The sequence below is a fragment of the Facklamia miroungae genome (genome assembly GCF_012396555.1).
GTDB classification, from domain to species: Bacteria; Bacillota; Bacilli; order Lactobacillales; family Aerococcaceae; genus Facklamia; species Facklamia miroungae.
The window spans coordinates 221,181-247,193 of record NZ_JAAXPS010000004.1; the positions used below are offsets into that span (position 1 = coordinate 221,181).

Consider the following 26,013-nt stretch of genomic DNA (forward strand, 5'->3'; position numbering starts at 1 on the left):
AGGAGCTGAGATTATGTCCATACTAATGGAAATATTAGTGCGTGTGGGGATTGCTTTTCTTTTATCACTTATATTCTCGTATTCACTGTGGAAGATTCTCATGTGTACAAAGAATAATTCTCCCCTCAAAACACGAAAAATTACCCCTCCTGCATATGGTGGGGTGGCTATTTTCTTTGCTTACTGGATTAGTTATTATATGCTCAATCCTTTCGCTTTAAGTGACAAACAAGGTAGTCTTTTTATCGCGTCTTTGATCATCCTAATAACGGGGATACTTGATGATTGGTTAAATCTATCACCTTTAAAAAAATCGGTAGGGATATTATTTGCTTGTCACTATGTGTACTATTTTAGTGAGATTTCCTTTTCTTCTCAGCTCATCGACTTTCAAGATCCTTTTATTTTCAACAGCTTAAAGTATTTATTAACAATTTTGTGGATTTACTTGGTAACCAATGCTTTAAATTTATTGGACGGGATTGATGGTCTCGCTTCAAGTGTAAGCCTTGTAAGTCTTTTTTCAATGGTTATAATTACCCTCGGTTTTTCATTAACCATTCAATTGGATTTCGTCTTAAAATTGCTGTTTTTATTTGCTTCTATCGCTGGTTTCCTAATTTTTAATTGGCCCCCTGCAAAAATTATGTTAGGAGACACCGGAGCTTTGTTCATTGGCTTTATGTATGCGAGTTTAACTGTAACCAACCTTAAAAATGCAAGTCTATATTCTTTTATCTTCCCAATCTTACTGTTTGCCGTCCCTCTTTTTGATACAACCTTTGCTTTTATGCGACGCTTACTACATCGTTCACCTGTGACTGAGGGAGACAAGGAACACATTCACCACCGTTTATTGCGTAGAGGATATAGTGAAAGTGCGGTCAATAAAATGATGATGGCGCTTTCGGCTATCTTTTCAATAATTACTTTAGCACTTCATGCTTATCCAGAATTAAAATGGTCAATATGGGGGTTAACTCTCGTTTTAATTTTTATAATGATTTGTCTGACAGTTTATATCGGTAAAGAATCTTCGCATAAGAAATAGAACTTTTATTTTAAATAGTCAATTTCTACTGATCGAATACCTTTATAGTCTATTTGAACTTGACCGTTTAAAAAATTAATCAAATCGTTAATAAATTCATCAGAATAGTTTGCTTGAATAGCTAGTTCGATCTGAATTGTTTCAAGGTAACTCATATTAAGGATAGTAGGGTCACCAGGCATTTGTCTGAGGTTATGATTGAAACGATCAAGTTGAGCATAATTAATCTCAAGATTGAAAATTGCTTGATCAACGTTTTTAATTCGACAAGCTAACTGACAGGTTTGACTCACAGAATGAGAATAAGCTCTGATTAAGCCTCCTGCCCCCAGTTTTGTGCCGCCAAAATAACGAACAACAATAGCAGCTATAAATGTTAAATCTTCTTGGCGTAGAACTTCTAACATAGGAAGTCCAGCGGTACCACTTGGCTCACCATCATCGCTCATTCGTTGAATACTCTTGTCTGATTCAAGGATATAAGCAAAACAGTGATGATTTGCTTTATAGTGTTTTTTTTGTATACTATTCAAGTAGTGGATGAAATCCTCTTCATTTTTAATGGGGAGTAAATAACAGATAAAGCGTGACTTTTTGATTTCAATTTCATGAATAATTTCTTCTTTTATACTAATATAATTAAACATGTAGCTTTCCTTTCGTATTTCTAAAAGAGAGTATAGCATAATTTATAAAATTAACTGCATCGACAGTAAGATAAGGAATGAGAATGAATGGTGAAGACCGCAATTATAGTAGATTCTACAGCATATTTAAATCAGGAGATAGCTACTCTACCTAATGTTTTTCAAGTAGATCTTAGCATTATTTTTGATGATGGTAAAACTTTTAAAGATATGGCAAATATTGATGAACAAGCACAGTTTTATAAATACATGGAACAAAGTAAACAGTTGCCTAAATCTTCTCAACCTCATCCAGGAGAATATTATAAATTGATGGATGAGATAGTCGAGCAGGGATTCCAGTCGGTGATTGCTATCCATCTCTCGTCTAGTATATCGGGAACTTATGCTATGGCAAAATCAATTCTTTCAGAATATCAAGACCGTATCGAAGGGCATGCAGTAGACTCTAAATCATCTTGCATTGTGATTGAAGGGTTGACTCGGATAGCTCTGAAAGGCCTAGAAGATCAGAAAAGTATTCAAGAAATTGTTACCGAAATAACTTGGCAAGCGAACCATACTCAGGTTTATTTTATGGTAGAAGATTTAGATAACTTGGTTAAAGGAGGGCGTTTAAATCCGCGTTTAGCTACATTAGGGCAACTATTAAAAATACGTCCTGTATTGCATTTCAATGAAGAGGGCGGCATTGTTCTCTTTGAAAAAATCCGTACCAATAAAAAGGTGTATGCTCGCTGGATTCAACTCATTCAAGAAGCGATGGCAACTTATCCCCAAGGTGTGCACGTCATGATGACTCATGCAGACACGATAGAAGAGGCTAGCATGGTAGCGAGTTTAATCAAAAGTGAATTAGGAATTTCATGTATCCATACTAATTCTATTGGTCCGGTTATCGGAACGCATACTGGTAAAGATTGTATCGGACTAGCAATTATACCTAATTATGGTGAAAATAAAGTCAATAATTATTAGCACTTATTATTCTCTTTCTTTGTACTTGTTTATAACGAGTACAAAGAGGGAGTTTTTTTGTGGAGTGGGAAGATTTTTTTATCGGGCGGTTGATGACAAAAAGAGAGGCTATACAGACTTGGAAAGAGTATTTGACTAAGACCCAATGGAAAATAGATGGGATCCTAAAAAAAATGGAACAAATGCCTGCAATTAAAGTGAGTGAAGACAAAGTAATTTGTTCTAGGTGCCATTGCGAAGATAGGGATCAATATGCCTCGTTGACTTATAGGCAAGAGAAGATATTTTTTTGTTGCTCTTGCTTGCAAATGGGGAGGATTACCAGTCGAGATATTCTCTATTATTTACCAAATACTAAATACCTAGTGACTGACCAATATCACTCTTTTTTAAGTTGGAAGGGGGAACTTTCTCTCCAACAAAAAATCGCTGCTCAAGAGGCATTCGATTCACTGGGAGATTCTCTCCATCCCCACTTAATTCACGCGGTAACTGGAGCAGGGAAAACAGAAATGCTCTTTCCAATTATCGATAAAATATTAAGGGGAGGAGGAAAAATTGCTATCGCCTCTCCACGTGTGGATGTCTGTATTGAATTATTCCCAAGAATATGTGAAGCCTTTAAAAATACGAAAGTCATCTTGCTGCACGGAAAGAGTCAAACCCAATATAAACCATGTGATATTTTAATTACAACAACTCACCAACTTCTGCGTTTTATTCAAGCTTTCGATCTTTTAATTGTTGATGAGGTGGATGCTTTCCCTTATGTAGATGATCATCGTTTGCATTTTGCTGTTAATCGCGCGGTGAAAAATAAGGGGAAATTGCTTTTTTTGACAGCAACTCCTGATAAAAAAATTGACATTGCTGTTAAGAAAGGTCTGATTCACCGAACGATATTACCAGCTCGTTACCATGGTCATCCTTTAGTTGAACCCATTTTTATCTGGCTAGGGGAATGGGAAACGCATTTAATTATACGAAAAAAGAAGACCAAACTGTTTAACACCTTAAAAAATTTCATTGAACTTAAAGGTAAAAAGCTAATTTTTATGGCTAATATTAAGTTAGCGATTGCTTTAGCAGAATGGTTAATGAAAGAGTTTGCGCAAATTCCCCTGACATATGTATACGCTGCTGATCCTGAGCGTCAGAAAAAGGTGGAAAAATTGCGTAGGGGAGAGTATGAAGTGCTTATTTCGACGACTATTCTTGAAAGAGGAGTAACTTTTGAGAATTGTCAAGTTTATATTCTCGGAGCTGAAGATCCCCTTTTTTCTAAATCAGCGTTGGTGCAAATGAGTGGAAGAGTGGGTAGGAAAGCCGATTTTCCTTCAGGGAAAGTGATTTTTGGGCACCATGGCATTACAAGTGAAATGAAAAAGGCATATCAAGAAATAAGATCGATGAATTTATTAGCAAAGAAAAGAGGGCTTCTAAGTGGAGAAGAGTAGACAGCTGGTATGTATGTTATGTCAAAAACCCGTTCCTTTTGATTTAACATGGCAGCAATTATTTTCATTGCAACCCATCGAGGAAGATTTACTTTGTAAGGATTGCCAACAATTATTTTCGCTATATGGTAATTATCAGAAAAAATGTTGTGCCTGTGGAGGGAAAATAGACGCTTCAAATGCTTTTTGTAAGAGTTATACTCTCGAAAATTCGGATGAAAAGTACTGTTTAGATTGCTTTAATTGGCGAAAAAAATATCCTTTAAGATTAATTAAACATTATGCCCTATTTGAGTATAATGAAACTTTTAAAGAATGGATTTACCGCTATAAATATCAGGGCGATTGTCGATTAGCGGAGGTGATGAAAAACCCTTTAAAAAAAATATATAAGAAGTATTCAAATTACTTGTGGGTTGTCTTACCAAGTTCTCAAGAAAGCATGGAAGAGAGGCTATTTCACCCAACAGCTTACTTGTTGGAAATAGCGAATATTCCGTATAGGTGCCCGTTTATCTATGTAGGAAACGGTTTGAGACAAGCAGAGAAAAAAAGGAGCGAACGTTTAAACTTTACACATCCTTTTACTTGGACTAAAGTTGACATAAGATGCTTGAAAGAAAAAGCAGGGATAATAATTTTTGATGATGTTTATACAACAGGTTCGACCATTTTGCAGGCAAAATTAGAGGCTGGGGCGAAGTGTCATTTAATAAAAGCAGGAGAAAAGGAAATGATAAGTTTTTCTTTAGCAAGGAAACTAATGATCACATAAAAGTATAGCGCTTTCAATCGAGGTGAGCGTATGATATAATAATTTAAAGCTAGCAATAGCTTTTGGGTCTAAAGCCAGTAAGCGATAGACTAAATAGATAGGAAATGAGGGATATTTATGTTTAACTATAATGTTCGTGGTGAAAATATCGAGGTTACTCAAGCGATTCGAGAGTACGCTGAAAAGAAAGTGGCTAAGTTAGAGCGCTTTTTCAATGACGTGCCGAATGCAACAGCTTATGTGAATTTGAGGGTATATCCGGATAAAACAGCAAAAGCTGAAGTGACCATTCCTTTATCTTTCTTAGTGCTTAGAGCTGAAGAAACAACACCCGATTTATACGCAAGTATCGATTTTGTGGTCGATAAATTAGAGCGACAAGTACGGAAATATAAGACCAAAATTAATCGTAAATCACGTGAAAAAGGGTTTGAAGGAATTACCGCCGCTGATTTAGCTCAAGCTTCAACTACAAGCGATCAAGAAGTGGAAGGTGAACCAGATCTAAAAATTGTTCGCTCAAAACGAATTGAATTAAAGCCAATGGATTCTGAGGAAGCAGTTCTGCAAATGAACATGCTAGGACACGACTTCTTCGTTTATAAGGAAGCAGAAACAAATGAGATCAATATTGTATATCGTCGTAAAGATGGTCGTTATGGTTTAATTGAAACGGCAAGAATGGATTAAAAATCTTTTCTCGAATAAATAAAATATATAATAAAAGTAAAAGTGAAGGACTTTTCAAAGTCCTTCACTTTTATTAATTTGGGATTTAGTAGAAATAAAATGTCTATAGAAAAGAAGAAAGTTAAATTAAAAAATCTTTGAAAGTCGAGTTATAAATGATACAATGTTACAGTGAGTAATTTTATCTACAAAGATGGATAATTTAGGATTATGGGAATTAAAGGAGCATATTAATGGCCAACTTTTTAAAGAATTTAATTGAAAATGACAATGCAGAGTTAAGAAGAACAGGTAAGTTAGCTGATCAAGTCATCGCTTTAGAAGAAGACTACCGGACAATGACCGATGAGGAACTACGCGCTCAAACAACTATTTTAAAAGACAAATTAGCCAACGGGAAGAGATTAGATGATATACAAGTAGAGGCATTTGCTGTCGTTAGGGAAGCTGCCTATCGTGTCTTAGGTCTACTCGCTTATCGCGTTCAAATTCAAGGTGGTTTTGTCATTCACAATGGGGACATCGCCGAAATGAAAACTGGTGAAGGAAAAACCCTAACAGAAACAATGCCGGTGTATCTTAATGCTTTATCAGGCAAGGGTGTGCATGTTGTAACTGTCAATGATTATTTGGCAACCCGTGACTCTAAAGAAATGGGAGAGGTTTTTCGTTTTCTAGGATTAACAGTCGGTTTGAACTTAAATTCAATGAATGCCGCTCAAAAACGAGAAGCTTATGCTTGCGATGTAACCTACTCTACAAATAATGAGTTGGGCTTTGACTATCTAAGAGATAATATGGTAGTTTACAAGTCACAAATGGTTCAAAGACCTTTATATTTTGCAGTAGTCGATGAAGTAGACTCTATTTTAATTGATGAGGCTCGGACACCGTTGATTATTTCTGGTCAAGGCGAAAAATCCACCGCTTTATATAATCGAGCAGATTATTTTGTTAAGGGGTTGAAAGAAGAAGAAGATTATACCATTGATTTAACTTCTAAATCTATTGTATTGACGGATATCGGAGTCGACAAGGCGGAAAAAATATTCCGATTGGAAAATCTCTACAATGTTGAAAACTCGACACTGGTTCATCATATTGATCAAGCTTTGCGTGCCAATTACATTATGATTCACGATATCGATTATGTTGTAGATGAAGGTGAAGTTAAAATTGTAGACCCATTTACAGGTCGTATTATGGATGGACGGCGCTATTCAGATGGTCTTCACCAAGCCATTGAAGCAAAGGAAAATGTTGAAATTCAAGATGAATCTAAGACGATGGCAACGATTACCTTTCAAAATTATTTCCGAATGTATGAAAAATTATCAGGGATGACGGGAACCGCTAAAACCGAGGAAGAAGAATTTAGAGAAATTTATAATATAAATGTTGTTTCTATCCCAACCAATCGGCCAGTCGTTCGAAAAGACCATCCTGACTTACTTTATCCAAATTTGAAAGCTAAGTTTGCGGCTGTCGTTGAAGAAATTAAAGAACGTCATGCAAAGGGACAGCCGATTCTAGTAGGTACGGTTGCTGTGGAAACTTCAGAATATCTGTCAAAATTGCTATCTAAAGAAGGTATCCCACATGAAGTTTTAAATGCAAAAAACCACTTTAAAGAAGCTGAAATTGTAATGGCTGCTGGTCAAAGAGGAGCTGTTACGATTGCGACAAATATGGCTGGACGGGGAACAGATATTAAATTAGGTTCAGGTGTTAAAGAAGTCGGAGGTCTCGCAGTTATTGGGACTGAACGTCATGAATCACGAAGAATTGATAACCAATTACGTGGACGTGCAGGCCGTCAAGGTGACCCAGGCGCTTCTCAATTCTATTTATCTTTAGAAGATGACTTAATGCGTCGCTTTGGATCAGATCGGATTCAAAAGGTTTGGGAAAAATTAAACATGACGGATGAAGGTAATGAGGGTGAAGATCTCGCTATCCAAAGTAAAATGTTATCTCGTCAAGTGGAATCTGCTCAAAAAAGAGTAGAGGGTAACAACTATGACACTCGTAAGAGCGTTCTGGAATATGATGAAGTTATGCGTGAACAAAGGGAAGTTATTTATGGTCAAAGACTTGCTGTTATTAATGAAGAAGACACCTTGACACCGCAAATTAAAGCTATGATCAAGCGTACAATCGAACGTGAAGTTGCCTATGCTACCGAAGGCGAGCAAAAAGATTGGAATTTACCAAGTTTATTAGACTTTGTTCATAACACCTTATTTAGTCCGGAAAAAATCACTTTAAAGGACTTAGATCGTAAGTCTAGAGAAGAATTAGTAAGTTATTTATATAATGAGTCCGTTTCGGCTTTTGACGAAAAAATTGCATTATTAAATGGTCCGGAACAAGTCTTAGAATTTGAAAAAGTTATTATTTTACGTGTTGTAGACTCTAAATGGACAGATCATATTGATGCAATGGATCATTTGCGTCAAGGGGTTGGGTTAAGAGCTTATGCTCAAACAAATCCTTTAACAGAGTATCAAACGGAAGGATTTGATCGTTTCCAAGAAATGATCGCAGCGATTGAATACGATATAACCCGCTTCATAATGAAAGCACAAATTCGTCAGAATTTGGAAAGAGAACAAGTAAATTCATCAAGTCCTCGCGTGAAGCCAAGTTCAATGCCTCAACATCAAAGCGTTAAGACGTTAAAAGGCTAGATGACAGAATAAAAAGGTCCTATGGATAAATTCCAAAGGGCCTTTTGTGTCAATTTTGAAAAAGTAAGGTGATAGGATGGAATTATATGAAATTAAAGATCAAATAGAGTCTGCTCAAATTAACATTGAAAAAATTAGGGGGTCTCTTTGACATTGAAAAATTAGAAGCCGACGTTGCCGAACTTGAGGCTAAAATGTTAAAGGAAGACTTTTGGGATGACAATCAGTCAGCTCAAGCATCAATTCAAGAACTAAATAAGTGTAAGCTTGAAAAAGAATCTTTTTATCAATTGGAAGAAGGCTTAGACGATGTGATGATTGGCTTGGAATTGTTAGAAGAGGGAAAGGATCTCGAACTACAAAAAGAGTTAGAAACCAAATTGGATTTGCTTAATTCACAAATTAATGAATATCAATTATCTCTTCTTTTGTCTGGAGAACATGATCATCTAAATGCAATTTTGGAAATTCACCCAGGTGCTGGTGGGACAGAATCACAAGATTGGGGTGAAATGTTATTAAGAATGTATGAACGTTGGGCTAGTCACAACGGTTATTCTATAACAGTTATTGATTATCAAAATGGAGATGAAGCAGGTATCAAAAGCGTTACTCTAGAAGTATCAGGATACAAGACCTATGGTCATTTGAAATCTGAAAAGGGTGTCCATCGTTTAATCCGTATTTCTCCATTTGATTCGAATGCTAGACGACATACATCATTCTGTTCGATAGACGTAACTCCAATGATTGATGATTCCGTTGAAGTTGAAGTCAATCCTGAGGATTTACGCATAGATACTTTTAGAGCTTCTGGAGCAGGAGGGCAGCATATCAATAAGACTTCCTCTGCTGTAAGAATTACTCATTTGCCAACAGGAATTGTAACACAAAGTCAGTCCAATCGTTCACAGATCCAAAACAAAGAGCAAGCGATGAGCTTGTTGAAGGCGAAACTTTATCAAAAAGAAGTGGAAGAAAAAGAAGCTGAATTACAAGCGATTAAGGGTGAACAAAAGGATAATGCCTGGGGATCTCAAATAAGGTCCTATGTTTTTCATCCTTATTCGATGGTAAAAGACCATCGAACGAATTATGAAACAGGCAATATTGATGCTGTTATGGATGGGGAATTAAATCCTTTTATTGATGCTTACTTAACATGGTCTATCCAGGAGCATAATCAATAAAAATTATTTAAAGATACTCTTAATTTTGTGAGGTGAACAATAGTGATAAAGCTAATAAAAGCAAGCAAACAATATGATAATGGAATTTGGGCAGTTAAAGATGTAAGCCTAGAAATTGAAAAAGGTGAGTTTGTTTATTTGGTAGGGCCAAGTGGGTCTGGTAAGTCAACATTAATGAAACTACTGAACCGACAAGAAAAAGTGACAAATGGTCAAGTAATTGTAGATCAGTTTCTAGCGCATGATCTACCTGAAAAGAAAGTGCATTTATTAAGACGTCAAGTCGGTGTGGTATTTCAAGATTTTAAGTTATTAAACCAATATACTGTGGCAGAAAATATCGCATACGCACTAGAAGTGACAGGTGAAAGTAAAAAGAAAATAAATAAACGTGTACTAGAAGTCTTGGAAATAGTAGGGCTAAAATCTAAAATGCATCAATTACCTAGTGAACTATCAGGTGGTGAGCAGCAAAGAGTATCAATTGCACGCGCTTTAGCTAATCGGCCAAAGATTCTTGTTGCGGATGAACCCACAGGCAACCTTGATCCTACTAGTGCAGTAATCATCTTAAGAGCTTTGGAAAAAGTTAATCGTTCTGGCGTGACCATTTTAATGGGTACGCACAATGATAATATAGTAAATTCGCACCCTCATCGTATTCTTCAAATGCATCAGGGAAAACTAGTAAGAGATATTCAAAGGGGTGTTAGAAATGAAATGGATTAGGTCTTACATTCGACACTTAAGAGATGGCATGCGCAATTTGTTCCGTAATGGATGGATGACTTCTGCTTCGATTATTGTAATGAGCCTCACTCTATTTTTATTAGGGACTTTTCTTGTTTTAGTATTAAATATCAACCAATTAACTGAAACAATTGAAAATGAGATTCAGGTTCGAGTAATGATAGATCCTCTAGCTGAAGTTCCTGATGAGCAAAAACTCGGTAATGAAATAGCGAACATTGATCATGTTACGAAAGTTATCTACCGTTCAGCAGAAGATGAGTTAGCAACCTATCAAGAAGTTATTACCGAAGATTTTGACGTTTTAAAAGATAAAAATCCTCTAAATAATATGTATCTTGTTACAGTGGACTCAGCCAATTCACTGGAGGCTGTGACAGAGGAAGTTAAAAGCTTAAAATGGGTTCAAAATGCAAATATAGGATCAATAAATCTGGAAGGATTAATTCAATCGATCGATGTTTTACGGTATGTAATAGCAATATTAGGAACAATATTTATTCTGATAGCTATTTTATTAGTGTCGAATACGATTAAGATTACAATTCAGTCTCGCTCAAGAGAAATAGAAATTATGGAATTAGTAGGAGCAAAAAAATCATATATTAAAGCTCCATTTGTTATTGAAGGAGGATGTGTAGGGATTATTGGGGCTGTCTTTTCTAGTATTGGTTTATATTTCTCCTATCAAGCTATTCTTAGTTTGGCTCAAGAACTCCTTGCTTTTAATCCGAACTACGCAATGCCTATTTATCCAAACATCTTATATATAGCAGGTGTGCTAGTTGTTTTAGGATATCTTTTAGGAATTTTGGCAGCGAAGAGAGCGGTTAACAAGTCTTTAAAATAATTTACAGATGATTCTCCTTGTTTTTACAAGCGGGAATCTTTTTTTGCTAGTTAAGAAGATGAATCAACAGAAGATAGCTTTTATTAGATGAAGTCGTCTGATAGAATGAGTAGGTAATTAGATCTAGTAGGAGGTAAAAAATGAAAAGAGTACTTGTTGTCGATGATGAACAATCGATATTGATGCTTTTAGAGTATAATTTAAATCAGGCTGGTTATGATGTGGTGACTGCTGAAGATGGGAAAACGGCTTATAAATTAATTAAAAAAGAGAAGTTCGATTTTATTATTTTAGACATTATGCTTCCGAAAATGGATGGAATGGATGTTTGTCGCCGAATACGGCAGGAAAAAATTGACACTCCTATTCTAATGTTGACTGCTAAAGATGATGAATATGACAAAATCATTGGTTTAGAATTAGGGGCTGATGATTATATGACAAAACCTTTTAGCCCAAGAGAAGTAATTGCAAGAATTAAAGCGATCGGAAGACGGATCCCAAACGAATCTATTTCTGACGAAGAATCGCCAAAGAAAGCCGAGACAAAAGAATTTTTATCAATAAACAATCCTACAGATTTTAGTGAGAATTCAAATGATGTGATTAAATTGGGTAAATTGGAAATTTATCCGGAGAGGTATGAGGTAATTTGTGAAGGTCAATCGGTAGATGTCACCCCCAAGGAATTTGAGTTACTACTTTACATGGCGGTTCGAAAAGGAAGAATTCTCAGTCGCGATCAGTTATTGAATAACATTTGGAATTTTGATTATGCCGGTGAAACTCGAATTGTAGATGTTCACATTTCTCATTTGAGAGAAAAAATTGAAGCCGATACCAAAAATCCAGAATACATAAAAACCGTTCGTGGCTTTGGCTATAAATTTGAGGTGCCTGAAGGATGAAACTTATCGATCCTGTCAAACGAAAGCGTCAAATCGGGATAGGTATTACACTTTTTGTCCTGGGAACGTTTATGATGGTTTATCTTGGTTATAAACAAGTCAATGATACGATATTTACTCTTTTGCAAAATCAAGTTGAAATTCATGTTAATTCAATTTTTTCAGAAAGATTAGAAAGGATAAATAGCTACTATCCAAAACTAGATAAAGTGATTTTAAATGACAACAGAGAAGCTTTGTTGGTGGAAGAAAAAAATAATTCCGATGATCGTTTCATCTCTGCGCCTCTATGGACGAGTCATTCAGAGCAGACGACAACTAGCCATTATGTTAAGAAGAAACTTGAGAACGTCTTTGATCAAACCGTTTTATCTTGGAGTGAAGGTCAAAGACTTTATGCTGCAAAGAAATTAACCTTTAATAAAAAGTCATTCTGGTTAGTTGAAATAGTGGATAAAAATTACTTTGCCACTCATTGGCAAGACTTTTTAAGAATATTAACTATCTTTTCATTGATCCAAATGGTTTTAATTTATCTTGCCATTAAATTGGCATTATTACGTACGACAGGACCGATACAATCAATTCGTCAAGGAATTGAAAAAGTAAAAGAGTCTGATTATCAATACGAATACCTTGGACATTCAATTCCAGAAGTTGATCAATTGGGGCAATCAGTAACAGATGTTGTCAGATACCTAGGAGAAGACCGCAATGATCTTATTTCTGGTCAGCAGCAATATTCTTTATTACTTGAAAATATAAATTTGGGAGTATTAGTCATCGATTCTCATGGTAAGATCGATCTGATGAATCCTGCTTTAGAAGAAATATTAGGATTGTCTCCCACTGTGATTGGGCGACCTTATCAAACAGTGTTAAAATCATTTCAATTAATCAGTTTAATTAATCGAGTGATGCACACACATTCTCCGATTCAAGAAGAGGTAGAAGTTTATGTGCCTAGCTCTAAGTTTTTAGATGTTAATATACTTTCTTATCGCGAGTTTCAAGCCAGTGAGATGTCTTTCTTGGTTTTACTTTACGATATAACTGAAATTAGAAGGCTTGAAACAGTGAGGAGTGAGTTTGTTGCAAATGCTTCACACGAATTAAGAACACCGGTCACTGCGATTAAAGGTTTTGCAGAAACACTTTTGAATGGGGCTTTAAAAGAAAAAAAGGCGGCCTACAAATTTGTAAATATTATAGCTAAAGAAAGTAATCGACTTGAAGTTATTATTGATGATATTCTTGAGTTGTCGAGGGTTGAAAAAAATGAGAATATACTTCCCAAGACAAATTTTGATGTTAATAATGTGACCGAAAATATGATTGAATTTTTGTCGCAGAAGATTGCGCAAAAATCAATAAGTGTAGAATTAATTTCTGAATCAGATATCACTTTAAAAGCAGATCAACATCGTTTTGAACAAATACTGACTAATTTATTAGATAATGCGATTAATTACTCAGACGAGGGCAGTAAGATTACGATTACGATTAAGAAAAAGAAGAAGTCAATTGAAATTATAGTATCTGATACTGGAATAGGTATTCCTGAAAAAGAAATTGAGCGCATTTTTGAACGCTTTTATCGAGTGGACAAAGCACGCAGTCGAAATTCTGGAGGGACAGGTTTAGGGCTTTCCATTGTAAGAAATTTAGTGATGCTAATGGATGGAAAAATTGAGGTAGAAAGCCAAGTAGGCGTTGGAACTTCTTTCAGCATTACCTTCCCCAATTAATGGTGGCGCTTACCTTAAAAACACTGTTAGGTAAGCGTTTTTTCACGCTTCTTGTAATACATTCGTAACATAAATTTACAAAGAATTTACATACGTAAAGTACAATAACATTGTACTAAAAAGTATGTGTTTGATGAGTCAAGTAAATTATGAAGGAGTTGTCTGAATGCAAGGGAAAGCGTTAGAAAGATTCATGAAATATGTTTTTATGTTTTGTGCTTTCTTATCAATCTTATCAATCGTTTTAATTTTTTATTTTATCTTCATAGGCGGAACAGTAAATGAGGGAGTTTGGAAATTCCAAGGGGGAATTCCCTTCTTAATGAAACAGGGTTTCTTTAAGACTTTTGTTGGTCAACAATGGCAACCTTCGTGGAAAGAACCACTTTACGGAATCTTCCCTTTCATTATGGGTTCTATTTATGTCACCATAGGAGCCATTATCGTTGGTGTTCCAATTGGTGTTTTAACAGCAATTTTTATGGCGTATTTTTGCCCGGCTTCATTATATAGGTTATTTAAGCCAGCAATTAATCTAATGGCAGCAATTCCTTCTATTGTTTATGGTTTTTTTGCTCTTCAAATGATGGTCCCCTTCATCAGAGGATTAAAGTTTTTGCCTGCGAATAATGGTATGAATATATTGACAGCTTCCGTATTACTTGGTGTCATGATACTACCAACGATTATTGGACTTTCAGAAGCAGCGATACGGGCTGTTCCAAAACATTATTACAACGCGTCGATGGGTTTGGGAGCCACTCATGAACGTTCAGTATTATCTGTTGTTGTACCGGCTGCAAAATCTGGAATTTTATCAGCAATTATCTTAGGAATTGGACGAGCGATTGGTGAAACAATGGCAGTCGTTTTGATTGCTGGTAATCAACCGAGACTTGCAACGAGCTTATTAGATGGAACAAGAACGCTGACTACTAATATTGTGTTGGAAATGGGATATGCGAGTGGAGACCACCAACATGCTTTAATCATGACAGCTTCTGTCTTATTTATTTTCATCTTGATCATCAACAGTATCTTTATGTGGGTGAAGTCGAAAGGAGATAGGAATTAATGGGTGCAAAAATTACGCGGTTTATCGTCTGGTTATCAGCATTATTTACAATAGGTATGCTTCTGTTTATCATTGGCTTTATTCTCTGGAACGGGTTGCCGGTTATGAATGCTCAGCTTTTTTCTTGGGAATATAATTCTGACAATGTGTCGATGATGCCAGCAATTGTTTCCACTTTGATTATGATTGGGTGTTCACTCTTGATATCTGCTCCAATTGGTGTATTTTCAGCCTTTTACTTAGTTGAATATGCAGATCGAGGCAATCGTTTTGTACATTGGATTCGGTTAGCAACAGATACACTCGCTGCTGTCCCTTCAATTGTCTATGGTTTATTTGGGATGTTACTGTTTGTTAATGTAATGTTTAAAACGTATTCTCATATAGCTGGTATATTAACCTTATCAATTATGATACTACCCATTATCATTTCCTCTACCGAAGAGGCATTGCTCTCAGTGAACAATTCTTTAAGAATGGGATCTTTGGCTTTGGGGGCTGGAAAACTGAGAACGATTTTCACCGTCGTTCTTCCGGTAGCTATGCCTGGTATCTTATCAGGAATTATTTTAGCCATTGGCCGTATTGTTGGGGAATCAGCAGCCCTAATCTATACAATGGGAACTTCTTCAGGAATGATTAAGAATTTATTAAGCTCGGGTCGGACATTAGCTACACATATGTATGTCCTCTCTTCAGAAGGGTTCCACGTTAAGGAAGCATATGCAACAGGAGCCGTTTTAGTTTTGATGGTTTTGATTATTAATTGGTTATCCACGCTTTTAGGAGCTCGTTTAGGTTCAGGAGGGAAATAAAATGGCAAATAATTCAAAGTTTTCAGTGCAAAATTTAGATTTTTATTACAGTGACTTTCATGCTCTAAAGAATATTGATATGGAAATAGAGGAAAACTTGGTGACAGCTTTAATTGGGCCTTCAGGTTGTGGGAAATCTACTTTTTTAAAAATCTTGAATAGAATGCAGGATTTAACACCTGGAACTCGCGTTGATGGAAAAGTAGCACTCGATGGGATCGATATCTATGACAAGCGAATGGATGTCAACGATTTACGAAAAAGAGTAGGAATGGTCTTCCAACAACCTAACCCATTTCCTAAGTCAATCTACGACAATATTGCATACGGTCCTCGAACACATGGCATTAAGGATAAAGCACAACTGGATCAAATTGTTGAAGAGTCTCTAAAAGGTGCAGCGATTTGGAACGAAGTGAAAGATAAATTGCACCAAAATGCCACTGCAGTATCTGGTGGACAGCAACAAAGAATTTGTATTGCTCGTGCGATAGCTAACCAACCTGAAGTCATTTTGATGGATGAGCCAACTTCTGCCTTAGACCCAATTTCCACTAACAAAATCGAGGATTTAGTAAGTGAATTAAAGAAAAAGTATACAGTAATTATTGTAACCCATAACATGCAGCAGGCTGGTCGAATCTCAGATAAAACTGCCTTCTTCTATGAAGGTGTGGTGGTTGAATTCGATGAAACCGAAAAAATATTCTCAAACCCTGCCAATGATCAAACCCAAGATTATATTTCAGGACGTTTTGGATAGAAAACAGAAAGGAGTCAACCATGAGAGATATTTATATTCAGGATTTAGAAGGTTTTTCTAATAAATTATCTGAACAAGCAACAGCAGTAATTGAACACGTTCACCTAGCGATTAATTCTTTTAATCAGTACGATAATGGTGCGGCTTTACAATTAAAAGAGGCAGATCAAAAAATTAACCAGTTAGCTAATGAAATTGAAAAAGAAGCTTATCGCTTAATTGCTCTGCAGCAACCTGTAGCAGAAGATTTACGTCTCATTTTTACGGTGATGAGTATTAGTGTCGACCTTGAAAGAATCGGTGATCATGCTGTTTTAATTGCTAAGAATGTTAACAGAGCTACTGAAGAGTCAGAGAAAGACCAAGCCTTAACAGAAATAATTAATAAGATGGCAAAAATGGTATTTGAGATGATCAATGACGTCTTAGAGGCTTTCTCTGAAAGAGATCCTATTAAGGCGAGAGAAATTGCGGATCGCGATGAATTGGTTGATGCATGTCTGAAGCAATTATATAATGAGTCTGCTTTAAGAATGGAAAAAAATCGTGAGGTAGTGAATACAGGAATTAACTATTTAGCAATTGGTAATTCAATCGAAAGAATCGGTGACTATGTTACAAATATCTGTGAACGTATAGTATATCTTAAAGAAGCAGAAATCGTGGATTTGAACCATTAGTCTTTACTCAAACTTAACAGTAAATTTACAGTAAATTTACAAACTTCTTGTATACTATGAATGTACTAACGTTGAGTGAGTTCGGGGTTAGTAATGTAGTTATGATGCTGATTTGACAAAATTTTAAGGAGATGTAATTAATGAAAAAATCATTAAAAGCTTTACCATTAATGGCAGTAGCAGGTTTAGGTTTATCGGTAGTTGTTCCAACAATGGCTCAAGAGGGACCTATTAATGTAATCAGTCGTGAAGATGGATCAGGTACTCGTGGTGCATTTGTTGAAATCGTTGGTGTTGTAGATGAAGATGACAATGACTTAACAACTCAAAATGCAACTGTACAAAACCAAACTTCCGGTGTAATGCAAACAGTTGCTGGTGATCCTTCAGCAATCGGATATATCTCATTAGGCTCACTTGATGAATCAGTAAAAGCAGTTAAAGTAGATGGTTCAGAAGCAACTCCTGAAGCGATCAAAGCTGGCGAATATCCAATCGCTCGTCCATTTAACGTAGCTTGGTCAGCTGAAAAAGAATTATCTGAAGTTGCAGCAGACTTCTTATCTTTTATTCACTCTCAAGAGGGACAAGCTGTGGTTGAAGAAGAAGGATATATTAGTGTAACACCTGCTGGAGAAGAGTTAGATGCAGCAGAAGAAGAGACTGAAGAAGTCGCAGAAGAAGAAACTGAAGAAGCTGCAGAAGAAGAAACTGAAGAAGCTGCAGAAGAAGAAACTGAAGAAGCTGTAGAAGAAGAAACTGAAGAAGCTTCAGAAGAAACTGAATTAGCACCTTATGAAGCATCAGGTGAATTTGAAGGAACAATTGAAGTAGTAGGATCAACTTCAGTATCTCCATTGATGGAAAAACTTGCTGAAGCATACAAAGAAGTTCAACCAAACGTAGAAATCAACATTACTTCAAATGGTTCATCTGCAGGTATGGAAGCAGCTATGAATGATACTGCTGACTTAGGTATGGCTTCTCGTGAATTAAAAGATGATGAAATGGAAGCCTTAGAGCATGATGCAATTGCAATTGATGGTATTGCGGTTGTAGTAAATAACGAAAATCCTACTGAAGAAATGACATTAGAAGCAATTCGCGGAATCTTCTTAGGTGAAATTACTACTTGGGAAGATGCAACTAAATAATTACTTTAATTTATTAAAGAAAGCGCACTGTAGTGCGCTTTTTTATTTGCATTTAATTATGGTAAAATGTAAGAAAATAAGTAAGGGAGGATGAGTCGTGGATATTGAATTTGAGATTGACGCTTTAATGGAAGAAGTTGAAGACTTATTTCATGACAAAGTCACTCAAGATGATATCTTTGTTTTGGGTTGTTCAACATCAGAGATTGCAGGTGGCAGAATCGGTAAGGCATCCCGACCAGAATTCGGTATGCTTTTGGTTAAAGCATTAGTAGAAAAAACTAAAAAATTGAATCTCTTTCTAGCGGTCCAAGGCTGCGAGCATATTAATCGTAGTTTAGTTATTGAACGAAAAGCAGCTATAAAATATGACTTAGAGATAGTCTCTGTTATTCCTGCTTTACATGCAGGAGGAGGGGCCGCAGTAGCGGCATATCAGCTGTTTGAGGATCCAGTTATGGTTGAGTTTGTAAGTGCAAGCGCAGGGATCGATATTGGAGAAACACACATAGGTATGCATATCAAACACGTACAAATTCCTGTTCGTTTTGAGAAGAATCAATTGGGTTTCGCTAGAGTTAATGGTTTATCTTCTCGCCCAAAATTAATAGGTGGAGAAAGAGCGCAGTATTCACATTAAATTCTTGTTTTTCATCATTATTACAGATAGGAGTTCCATTATGGTTCTATTAAATAAAAGAATAGGGGTTATTATTACAGGAGGAATAGCTGCCTATAAAGCCACGGAGTTAGTCCGACAACTCATTAAAGCTGGAGCGATTGTGCGAGTGCTTATGACGAAGTCCGCTTGTGAGTTTATCACACCCTTAACACTCCAAGTTCTCTCACGTCATCAAGTTATTCTAGACACCTTTAGTGAAAAAGATGCTGAGCATGTTCAGCATATCGAATTTGCAGACTGGTGTGAACTAGTGGTGATTGCCCCTGCTACGGCAAACATCATTGGTAAATTAGCAAATGGCATTGCAGATGAGATCGCATCCACTACTTTAATGGCAATTACCAGTCCATGTTTAGTTTGTCCTGCTATGAATTCGCATATGTATCAGCATTCCGCAACCCAAAGAAATTTGAGCCAATTGAAAGCAGACGGCTACTATATATTAGAGCCAGAATCAGGGTTTTTAGCTGAAGGTTATCAAGGAAAGGGACGTTTGCCTGAAATTTCACGAATTGTTGAAAAATTAGAAAGCATCATGGCTAACTCTTTTTATCCCCAACTATTAAAAGGTAAAAAGGTGATTGTAACGGCAGGGGGGACAAGAGAAAGAATCGATCCCGTACGCTATATTACCAATGATTCTTCAGGTAAAATGGGCTATGCAATGGCTAAGTTTGCAAGTTTTTTAGGCGGTGAAGTTACTCTAATTACCACTAATAATCATTTTGCTGTCTTAGAAAATATGAACTTAGTTCCAGTTGAATCGGCTGTTGAAATGCAGAGTGAAATTAATAAGCGCTATAATCAGACGGATTATGTCATTATGGCTGCTGCAGTTAGTGATTTCAGATTAAAGCATCAAGCTAGTCAAAAAATAAAAAAACAAGATCACCAAACTCAAAATTTAATTTGGGAGTTAACTGAGAACCCCGATATTCTTGCTGAGTTAGGAAAAAATAAAGACCATCAAGTTTTGGTTGGCTTTGCTGCAGAGACACAAAATTTAATTGAATTTGCTAAGAAAAAATTAGAATCGAAAGGATCTGATTGGATTATTGCAAATGATGTTTCTCAAAGTGATATCGGCTTTAATTCAAGCCAAAACCAAGTGACCATTTTAAACAGTGAGGGTCATATTGTAACCTTACCTAAGATGGATAAATTTGATTTAGCAAAGGAAATTTGGGGTATCATTCTAAATTACGAAAATGCGAAGGATTAGAGGAGATCGAATGAACTTACGAGTTGAAAATTTAACAAGTGGTTATCGGAATGTTCCAGTTATAAAAGATATCAATTTTAAAATTGAATCAGGTGAGATTATAGGCTTAGTCGGCTTGAATGGAGCAGGAAAGTCAACACTCTTAAAAACTATATTGGGGCTTTTACCTAGTCAATCCGGCCAGGTATTATTTGATGGCCTTTCAATAAGTGAAGACCATCAAAAATATGCAAGTCAAATAGCCTACATACCGGAAACACCAATTCTTTATGAAGAACTCACTTTAAGAGAACATCTAGAAATGACAGCGCTTGGTTATCAAATACCCATTGAGATAATTATGCAAAGAGCCCAACCGCTTTTAGAAATGTTCCGGTTAGACAAGAATTTAGATTGGTTTCCCACCCATTTTTCTAAAGGTATGAAGCAAAAAGTTATGATTATTTGTGCTTTGGTCACCGATGCAAAATTATTAATAATTGATGAACCATTCTTGGGTTTAGATCCCTTGGCTATTCTACAATTTACGGAACTATTAAAAAGTAGTGCAAGCAAAGGTCGCTCTATTATTTTTACTACACACATTTTATCTATTGCGGAAGAATTATGTGACTCCTATCTTTTACTTCAAAAAGGCCACCTTGTCGCTCAAGGTAATTTGCTTGATTTGCAAAACACATACGGTTTGAAGGGGGCTTCTTTGAGTGACGTCTATATGGCTATGACAAAAACAGGTGAAACCAATGGCTAATTTAAATCAGTTATTTAACAAAAGACTTCATAAATTATTAAAGGAAGTAGGGAAATATGGACGTTTGATTTTTAATGATCATTTCTCAATCGTCCTCTTTGTTCTTTTAGGATTTCTAGCTTTATTTTACAAAGATCTCTTACAGAGATTGAGTTTTAATGAGAGTCCACCTTTTGCTTGGTTAATTCCTTTTGCTCTTGCCCTTTTCTTTGTGCTGATACTAAATTTAGGTCATCCTTTTTGGTTAAATCAAGAAGCAGATCGCTCTTATTTATTTTCTCGTGGAAAAGATTGGTTTAAATATTGGCGAAAAGCCTTTTTTTATACAGCTAGTATCCAAGCGGGGATGACACTTTTAATAAGCTTCGTCATGTATCCTTTAGTCTCTATTACAAGTAATTGGAATAAAGGAGAAGGAATTCTTTTTTGTGTGTTACTTGTCTTTTTAAAAGTTCTATCAATCTTTAATCAATATCTCAATCTCTACCACCAATCGAATAAATATTTGGATAGGGCCTCTGTTAAGCAGATAAATTATATATTCGGAATTTTTATTGGTTTTAGTCTTTATATAAAAAATCCGTACCATAAGATTTTAATGCTAGTAGCTACCGGTCTTTATTTAATAGTTATTCATTTGCGTTACCGAGCATTAGTAAATAATTTGATTGATTTTGAGTATGTTATTCAACAGTCGCAATCAAATAAATCCCGTTTTTATAAGTGGATTTCTATTTTTGCGGATGTACCCCATCTAAGACCCGAAGTTAAAGAAAGGAAGTGGCTGAACCCGGTGATAAGGGTAATCCAAGGAAAAAATCCGAATCGATACAGTTATTTCTTTGCGCGATTGATTACAAGGCATGAGGCTTATTCAGGAATATGGCTCCGTATTACTTTGTTTGTTTTAATTATTATATTTTTACTGTCTAACCACTGGATTGTGATAACTTTAGTAGGAGGGCTTGGTTTTTGGCTTGTCTTAGTCCAAATTTTGCCAATTTTTCAATTTAGAAGCAAAATGCCATTCCAACAGCTGTATCCATTGCAAGATATTAAGCTAAAAAAAGAGGCCCTTCAAAAAATGCTATTATCTATTTTATCAATGATGATGTTAGTCTTTTTGGTATTTTTACTAGTTAAGGTGGGCTTTTCCACCACCCTATTAGCGGCTTTAGGTGGTTGGTTAATAATCATATTCGCTTTAGTTTATGTTTATGTGCCCTTTTTATTGGCTAAATATGAGAAGGATCATCAGAAAACTTCTCTTTAATTAACAAATAATTCTTTTGATTGAAAACGAATTCTTTGTTAAAATTAATACAAATACTTATTTAAGAAAGTAGGATGAAAGATGTCAGTAAATGAAGAATATCTTAAACGTCTAACAGAGGTTAACGGAATTGGTGGCAATGAGCGTTATGTACGTGAATTGTTCAAAGAAGAAACCAAGGACCAAGCAGAAGAATATCTGCAAGATGGTTTAGGTGGTATTTTTGCTAAACATACTGGTAATGCTGATGGCCCTCGCGTTATGTTAGCAGCTCACTTAGATGAAGTCGGCTTTATGGTTAAAGAGATTACCGATGAAGGATTTCTTAAGTTTGTAACGATTGGTGGTTGGTGGAGTCAAGTGGTTTTAGCTCAGCAAGTAACAGTTACAACTAGAGAAGGTAAGACTTTCCATGGGGTAACAGGATCTAAACCACCACATGTTTTGACTGCAGAAGCACGTAAAAAACCAATGGAATTTAAAGATATCTTTATTGACTTAGGTGCTTCCTCTAAAGATGAGGTAATGGAATGGGGAATACGTCCCGGCGATATGATTACTCCTTATATTGAAACACGTCGTTTGAATGGTACTAAGTTTCTATTAGGTAAAGCTTGGGACAATCGTATTGGAATGGCTGTTGCTATTGATGTGTTAAAAAACTTAGCAAAAGATGGTCACGAGACAGTGTTATTCTCAGGGGCTAACGTTCAAGAAGAAGTCGGATTACGTGGTGCTAGAGTGGCCGCTCATATGATTAACCCTGATATTTCATTTGCCCTAGATACAGGTACAGCAGGTGACACACCTGGAATGACTAAAGACGAATCAGCAAGTAAATTAGGCAAAGGACCACAAATCATTGTATTTGATAGTTCAATGATTGCTCACCGTGGTTTACGTGAGTTTGTGGTGGAAGTTGCTGAAAGAGAAAATATTCCGTATCAATTTGAATTTATTCCTGGTGGCGGAACAGATGCGGGATCACAACATTTAGCACTTAATGGTATCCCGTCAATTGCGATTACAGTTCCTGTTCGCTATCTACATTCACATACTTCTGTAATTCATGAAGATGACTATTTAAATATGGTTAAATTAGTTACAGCTGTAGTGAAAGAGTTAAGTGCAGATACAATTAAACAAATAAAAGAAAATGCTTAATTCTTAATCAATAAATAATACCGATTATTAAATACTAACCCCCTTGCGCATTGTAATCTTCTACTTTTATAACAAACTTATCTGATAAGTTTATTTAAAAGAGAGTGATTATTGACGCAAAGGGGGCATTTTTTATTTTTTATTTAATTCAGGGAATAAGAGTTCAAGTGCTTTATTGGCAAGGGGACGCGCTTTTCCTACAGCTGGGAAAAGGTGCAAACTCATCATAGGATTATAGTTTGCTTCTAAAACAGCGTATTGATTCGACTTTGAAATAGGCATTTGATAATTTTGAATAATAATGTCGACACCACAAAACGTTGCTTGCATAACTGAAGCCGTTTTTTCAGCAATCTCAATAAAATCAGCATGAACTTGATCACTACGATCGATCGCAATACCACCAGAAGATACATTCGAATTTCTTCTCAGATAAACTTTAACACCTTTTTCTGGGACGGAAGAAAAATCAAAACCTTGTTCGAGGAGAGTTAATTTTTCACTTTCACCTTTCTGAATTTGAGTTAAAGGTGCAAGGTGTTTTATTCCTCTATAAGGATGTTGATTTTCAAAAGCGATAAGTTGATCGATCGTATGAAGACCATCACCAATAACGTGAGCAGGTTGTCTTTCGCAAACTGCGAGTACTTTGTTGTTTTGGACATAAAAGCGTAATTCAGTTCCTTCAACAAATTCTTCAATCAAAACAGTCTTATCATGTTTAAATGCTTCATTCAAAGCTGAAATATAGTGGTTCTTATCAGGGAAGGTATTAAAAATGGTAATACCAAGGCCATAATTAGTATTTTGTGGTTTAATAACCATAGCTGACTTATTTAATAACGTATAGTAGCGAACTGCTTGCTCAAAATTTTTAAATTTTTCTCCTTTTGGAGTAAAAATATTTTCGCGATCCAGTACATATTTGGTAGCTGACTTATTATCCATTAAAAAATAGGAAGCTTGGCTATCCAGAGAGGTCATATTAGCACTTTTAATAAGTTCTTTATGTGAATTATGTTTAAGTTCAATCAAATTGTCCTCACTATCAATTACATTGACTTGGATCCCCTTCTTAATTGCAGTTTTAATTAAGGATTGTGTCGAAAGCTCTAAATCTTCAAAACCATGTAGGAGATAGTTTTTTTCTAAAGCATGAGCTTGGAAAGTTTGACTCATTTTGATTAAACCTTTAGAAAGTTTGTCATAGTTTTCGAATTGACTAGTGATTTGCCCTGAAAGTGTTAGATGCGGTTGGCCAACTTGATTTAGTTTTTTAAAACCAGCTGACTTAAGTAAGCATCTGAAAAGAAAGTAGAGTCAAGGTGTTCTGCGACGGAAATTAAAGTTTGTGAAAAGTCAGTGAATAGTTCTTTAGCTACTAAGGGGTCAAGCGGATTAGATTCTGCGGTACTTTGGTTGCGTTCATTCGCTAAATCAATTTCTTTTTCACTAATTTTCTGAGGATGAACAAGTAAAGCTAAAATCCAAACTTTTATAAAATTCAAGTCTTCCAAACTAATACCAAACGGCTGAAAAGGATTCAGATCAAAGTTTCTAAATTCTAAATAGGAGATACCTGATGAAAGCATTTTTCGATTAGGTTTTGCTCCACGCATTCTGACATCACGGTAAAGTTCTTTTTCAAAATGTAATAAATCTTGAGAAATTAACTGTTCAATATCAGTAATATATTGCTCTAAGTTAGTGTAGGAAACGGATACGGCTTGACTATTGCGATATCCATATCTACTTTGGCGAACAGATTTCATAGCTTGCTTGTGCGGTTTACCATATAGAAGTGTCTCATAATCCTCAGCATAAAAAGGGGTCGCTCCTAATAGATAGGTCAATACCCAACGATAATAAAGATATTTACGTGTTAAGTCCATATAAACATTATTTCGAGTTAATATTGGATGAAGATCTTCTTGTTGAATTTTGTTCATCAATAGTTGATTATTTATCTGAAAATTGTAGTGAATACCTGATAATAACTGTACCTTTTTACCATAAAAAGAAATGAGATATTTACGATAATTATAATCATCTTGATTGTCTAACTGTGCACTTTGAATTTGATTGATATTCGAAAGTAGTGGCGGCATACTATAAGGCCAGAGCGTTTCTAATCGATCTGAGGCTGAAAGTTCCGATTGGACAATTTGATGGAGACCAGCGAGCCAATCAATGACTTTCTGATTACAAGTAAAGGGTGGGGTTATCAACTCTAATTGGCTTTCAGAAAAATCAGTTTGTAGGTAAGGATGGAACGATCGATTTCCCCAGTCTTTTGGATGGTCAGATACAGCGACAAATCCGGTAGAATTAATTCGAATTGTTTCACGTTCGATACCGACCGTCGAATCCCAAAGAAATGGCAAATCAGATAATGAAAATTGAATAAAATTATTCATAAAAAATCTCCTCTAATATGAAGTAATTAATATTATAACAAAGCGACAAGATAAAATGTAAAAAAAAGATCAAAAAGACTCTTGACTTAGAATAGATACCCATGCTATATTATTTCTTGTCGTCAAGAGCGACCAAAATGAAAGCAAAAGGAAGTTAAAAAAACTTCAAAAAAGGTTTGACAAAAAAAGCAAACCATGCTAGTATATAGAAGTTGTCACTTATGACAGCGAAGCTCATTGAAAACTGAACAAAGACAAACACCAAAATGTGTAAGGGTCTATT

The 26,013-nt window shown here is 35.7% G+C and carries 24 protein-coding genes; 21 read left to right on the forward strand and 3 right to left on the reverse strand.

Going from position 1 to position 26,013, the window contains the following annotated elements:
- The first annotated feature begins 13 nt into the window (after positions 1-13).
- Complete coding sequence (locus tag HF969_RS06095) at positions 14-1,051, forward strand: MraY family glycosyltransferase (RefSeq protein ID WP_090289719.1); 1,038 nt, start codon at positions 14-16, stop codon at positions 1,049-1,051.
- Between the two features lie 5 nt (positions 1,052-1,056).
- Here HF969_RS06095 and HF969_RS06100 read toward each other — a convergent pair whose 3' ends face one another.
- Complete coding sequence (locus HF969_RS06100; RefSeq protein WP_090289718.1) at positions 1,057-1,698, reverse strand: YigZ family protein; 642 nt, start codon at positions 1,696-1,698, stop codon at positions 1,057-1,059.
- 87 nt (positions 1,699-1,785) lie between these two features.
- On the opposite strand from HF969_RS06100, the gene HF969_RS06105 reads away from it, so the two are divergent.
- The 20 genes from HF969_RS06105 (at position 1,786) to HF969_RS06200 (ending at position 23,313) form a co-directional block, all read left to right on the forward strand.
- Complete coding sequence (locus tag HF969_RS06105; protein ID WP_090289717.1) at positions 1,786-2,676, forward strand: DegV family protein; 891 nt, start codon at positions 1,786-1,788, stop codon at positions 2,674-2,676.
- Positions 2,677-2,735: 59 nt separating this feature from the next.
- Positions 2,736-4,133, forward strand: coding sequence for an ATP-dependent helicase ComFA (locus HF969_RS06110; RefSeq protein WP_245694817.1), 1,398 nt, complete (start codon positions 2,736-2,738; stop codon positions 4,131-4,133).
- On the forward strand, positions 4,120-4,908 hold the full coding sequence (locus tag HF969_RS06115) for a ComF family protein (RefSeq protein WP_090289716.1): 789 nt from the start codon (positions 4,120-4,122) through the stop codon (positions 4,906-4,908). Before HF969_RS06110 ends, HF969_RS06115 begins: the two co-directional genes overlap by 14 nt.
- 117 nt (positions 4,909-5,025) lie before the next feature.
- Positions 5,026-5,598 (forward strand): ribosome hibernation-promoting factor, HPF/YfiA family, encoded by a 573-nt coding sequence (gene hpf, locus HF969_RS06120; protein ID WP_090289715.1) that lies wholly within the window; start codon positions 5,026-5,028, stop codon positions 5,596-5,598.
- 233 nt (positions 5,599-5,831) lie between these two features.
- Complete coding sequence (secA, locus tag HF969_RS06125; protein WP_090289714.1) at positions 5,832-8,288, forward strand: preprotein translocase subunit SecA; 2,457 nt, start codon at positions 5,832-5,834, stop codon at positions 8,286-8,288.
- A 76-nt stretch (positions 8,289-8,364) separates the two neighbouring features.
- Positions 8,365-9,478 (forward strand): peptide chain release factor 2 gene (prfB, locus tag HF969_RS06130; RefSeq protein ID WP_180363662.1). Its coding sequence is split into 2 segments (ribosomal slippage): positions 8,365-8,436 and positions 8,438-9,478, totalling 1,113 coding nucleotides; the frame shifts between segments, so codons are not numbered across the junction.
- Positions 9,479-9,520: 42 nt separating this feature from the next.
- Complete coding sequence (gene ftsE / locus HF969_RS06135) at positions 9,521-10,207, forward strand: cell division ATP-binding protein FtsE (protein ID WP_090289712.1); 687 nt, start codon at positions 9,521-9,523, stop codon at positions 10,205-10,207.
- Positions 10,194-11,078: a permease-like cell division protein FtsX gene (gene ftsX / locus HF969_RS06140; protein WP_090289711.1), complete on the forward strand. Its 885-nt coding sequence runs from the start codon at positions 10,194-10,196 to the stop codon at positions 11,076-11,078. Before ftsE ends, ftsX begins: the two co-directional genes overlap by 14 nt.
- Positions 11,079-11,218: 140 nt before the next feature.
- A complete protein-coding gene (locus tag HF969_RS06145; RefSeq protein WP_090289710.1) occupies positions 11,219-11,986 on the forward strand; it encodes a response regulator transcription factor in 768 nt (255 codons plus the stop codon).
- Positions 11,983-13,734, forward strand: a complete 1,752-nt coding sequence (pnpS, locus tag HF969_RS06150) for a two-component system histidine kinase PnpS (RefSeq protein ID WP_090289709.1) — start codon at positions 11,983-11,985, stop codon at positions 13,732-13,734. Before HF969_RS06145 ends, pnpS begins: the two co-directional genes overlap by 4 nt.
- A 166-nt stretch (positions 13,735-13,900) precedes the next feature.
- Positions 13,901-14,809, forward strand: a complete 909-nt coding sequence (gene pstC / locus HF969_RS06155; protein WP_090289708.1) for a phosphate ABC transporter permease subunit PstC — start codon at positions 13,901-13,903, stop codon at positions 14,807-14,809.
- Positions 14,809-15,624, forward strand: coding sequence for a phosphate ABC transporter permease PstA (gene pstA, locus HF969_RS06160; RefSeq protein ID WP_090289707.1), 816 nt, complete (start codon positions 14,809-14,811; stop codon positions 15,622-15,624). Before pstC ends, pstA begins: the two co-directional genes overlap by 1 nt.
- Before the next feature lies 1 nt (position 15,625).
- A complete protein-coding gene (gene pstB / locus HF969_RS06165; RefSeq protein ID WP_090289706.1) occupies positions 15,626-16,387 on the forward strand; it encodes a phosphate ABC transporter ATP-binding protein PstB in 762 nt (253 codons plus the stop codon).
- Positions 16,388-16,407: 20 nt separating this feature from the next.
- On the forward strand, positions 16,408-17,067 hold the full coding sequence (gene phoU, locus HF969_RS06170; protein WP_090289705.1) for a phosphate signaling complex protein PhoU: 660 nt from the start codon (positions 16,408-16,410) through the stop codon (positions 17,065-17,067).
- A gap of 140 nt (positions 17,068-17,207) precedes the next feature.
- Positions 17,208-18,221, forward strand: a complete 1,014-nt coding sequence (locus HF969_RS06175; protein ID WP_090289704.1) for a substrate-binding domain-containing protein — start codon at positions 17,208-17,210, stop codon at positions 18,219-18,221.
- A 127-nt stretch (positions 18,222-18,348) separates the two neighbouring features.
- Positions 18,349-18,861: a TIGR01440 family protein gene (locus HF969_RS06180; protein WP_090289910.1), complete on the forward strand. Its 513-nt coding sequence runs from the start codon at positions 18,349-18,351 to the stop codon at positions 18,859-18,861.
- Positions 18,862-18,901: 40 nt separating this feature from the next.
- Entirely contained in the window at positions 18,902-20,125 is a 1,224-nt protein-coding gene (coaBC, locus tag HF969_RS06185) for a bifunctional phosphopantothenoylcysteine decarboxylase/phosphopantothenate--cysteine ligase CoaBC (protein WP_090289703.1), read from the forward strand.
- A 10-nt stretch (positions 20,126-20,135) separates the two neighbouring features.
- Complete coding sequence (locus HF969_RS06190) at positions 20,136-20,876, forward strand: ABC transporter ATP-binding protein (RefSeq protein ID WP_090289702.1); 741 nt, start codon at positions 20,136-20,138, stop codon at positions 20,874-20,876.
- Positions 20,869-22,149 carry an ABC transporter permease gene (locus HF969_RS06195; RefSeq protein WP_090289701.1) on the forward strand — a complete coding sequence of 427 codons (1,281 nt, stop codon included), beginning with the start codon at positions 20,869-20,871 and terminating at the stop codon, positions 22,147-22,149. Before HF969_RS06190 ends, HF969_RS06195 begins: the two co-directional genes overlap by 8 nt.
- An 81-nt stretch (positions 22,150-22,230) precedes the next feature.
- On the forward strand, positions 22,231-23,313 hold the full coding sequence (locus HF969_RS06200) for a M42 family metallopeptidase (RefSeq protein ID WP_090289700.1): 1,083 nt from the start codon (positions 22,231-22,233) through the stop codon (positions 23,311-23,313).
- A gap of 132 nt (positions 23,314-23,445) precedes the next feature.
- Here the strand turns inward: HF969_RS06200 and gshAB are convergent, their stop codons facing one another.
- Positions 23,446-24,543: a bifunctional glutamate--cysteine ligase GshA/glutathione synthetase GshB gene (gene gshAB, locus HF969_RS09910; RefSeq protein WP_245694838.1), complete on the reverse strand. Its 1,098-nt coding sequence runs from the start codon at positions 24,541-24,543 to the stop codon at positions 23,446-23,448.
- 38 nt (positions 24,544-24,581) lie between these two features.
- On the reverse strand, positions 24,582-25,730 hold the full coding sequence (locus HF969_RS09915; protein WP_245694816.1) for a hypothetical protein: 1,149 nt from the start codon (positions 25,728-25,730) through the stop codon (positions 24,582-24,584).
- Between the last annotated feature and the right edge of the window lie 283 nt (positions 25,731-26,013).

What these genes read in the sequence shown, in the direction of transcription:
- HF969_RS06180 (WP_090289910.1), top strand. Translation starts at nt 18,349, where the DNA reads ATGGAAGAAGTTGAAGACTTATTTCATGACAAAGTCACTCAAGATGAT.
- HF969_RS09915 (WP_245694816.1), bottom strand. Translation starts at nt 25,730, where the DNA reads ATGAATAATTTTATTCAATTTTCATTATCTGATTTGCCATTTCTTTGG.
- HF969_RS06190 (WP_090289702.1), top strand. Translation starts at nt 20,136, where the DNA reads ATGAACTTACGAGTTGAAAATTTAACAAGTGGTTATCGGAATGTTCCA.
- pstB (WP_090289706.1), top strand. Translation starts at nt 15,626, where the DNA reads ATGGCAAATAATTCAAAGTTTTCAGTGCAAAATTTAGATTTTTATTAC.
- HF969_RS06175 (WP_090289704.1), top strand. Translation starts at nt 17,208, where the DNA reads ATGAAAAAATCATTAAAAGCTTTACCATTAATGGCAGTAGCAGGTTTA.
- pnpS (WP_090289709.1), top strand. Translation starts at nt 11,983, where the DNA reads ATGAAACTTATCGATCCTGTCAAACGAAAGCGTCAAATCGGGATAGGT.
- HF969_RS06145 (WP_090289710.1), top strand. Translation starts at nt 11,219, where the DNA reads ATGAAAAGAGTACTTGTTGTCGATGATGAACAATCGATATTGATGCTT.
- pstC (WP_090289708.1), top strand. Translation starts at nt 13,901, where the DNA reads ATGCAAGGGAAAGCGTTAGAAAGATTCATGAAATATGTTTTTATGTTT.
- hpf (WP_090289715.1), top strand. Translation starts at nt 5,026, where the DNA reads ATGTTTAACTATAATGTTCGTGGTGAAAATATCGAGGTTACTCAAGCG.
- HF969_RS06200 (WP_090289700.1), top strand. Translation starts at nt 22,231, where the DNA reads ATGTCAGTAAATGAAGAATATCTTAAACGTCTAACAGAGGTTAACGGA.
- HF969_RS06105 (WP_090289717.1), top strand. Translation starts at nt 1,786, where the DNA reads ATGGTGAAGACCGCAATTATAGTAGATTCTACAGCATATTTAAATCAG.
- phoU (WP_090289705.1), top strand. Translation starts at nt 16,408, where the DNA reads ATGAGAGATATTTATATTCAGGATTTAGAAGGTTTTTCTAATAAATTA.
- coaBC (WP_090289703.1), top strand. Translation starts at nt 18,902, where the DNA reads ATGGTTCTATTAAATAAAAGAATAGGGGTTATTATTACAGGAGGAATA.
- HF969_RS06100 (WP_090289718.1), bottom strand. Translation starts at nt 1,698, where the DNA reads ATGTTTAATTATATTAGTATAAAAGAAGAAATTATTCATGAAATTGAA.
- secA (WP_090289714.1), top strand. Translation starts at nt 5,832, where the DNA reads ATGGCCAACTTTTTAAAGAATTTAATTGAAAATGACAATGCAGAGTTA.
- pstA (WP_090289707.1), top strand. Translation starts at nt 14,809, where the DNA reads ATGGGTGCAAAAATTACGCGGTTTATCGTCTGGTTATCAGCATTATTT.
- ftsX (WP_090289711.1), top strand. Translation starts at nt 10,194, where the DNA reads ATGAAATGGATTAGGTCTTACATTCGACACTTAAGAGATGGCATGCGC.
- HF969_RS06195 (WP_090289701.1), top strand. Translation starts at nt 20,869, where the DNA reads ATGGCTAATTTAAATCAGTTATTTAACAAAAGACTTCATAAATTATTA.
- HF969_RS06095 (WP_090289719.1), top strand. Translation starts at nt 14, where the DNA reads ATGTCCATACTAATGGAAATATTAGTGCGTGTGGGGATTGCTTTTCTT.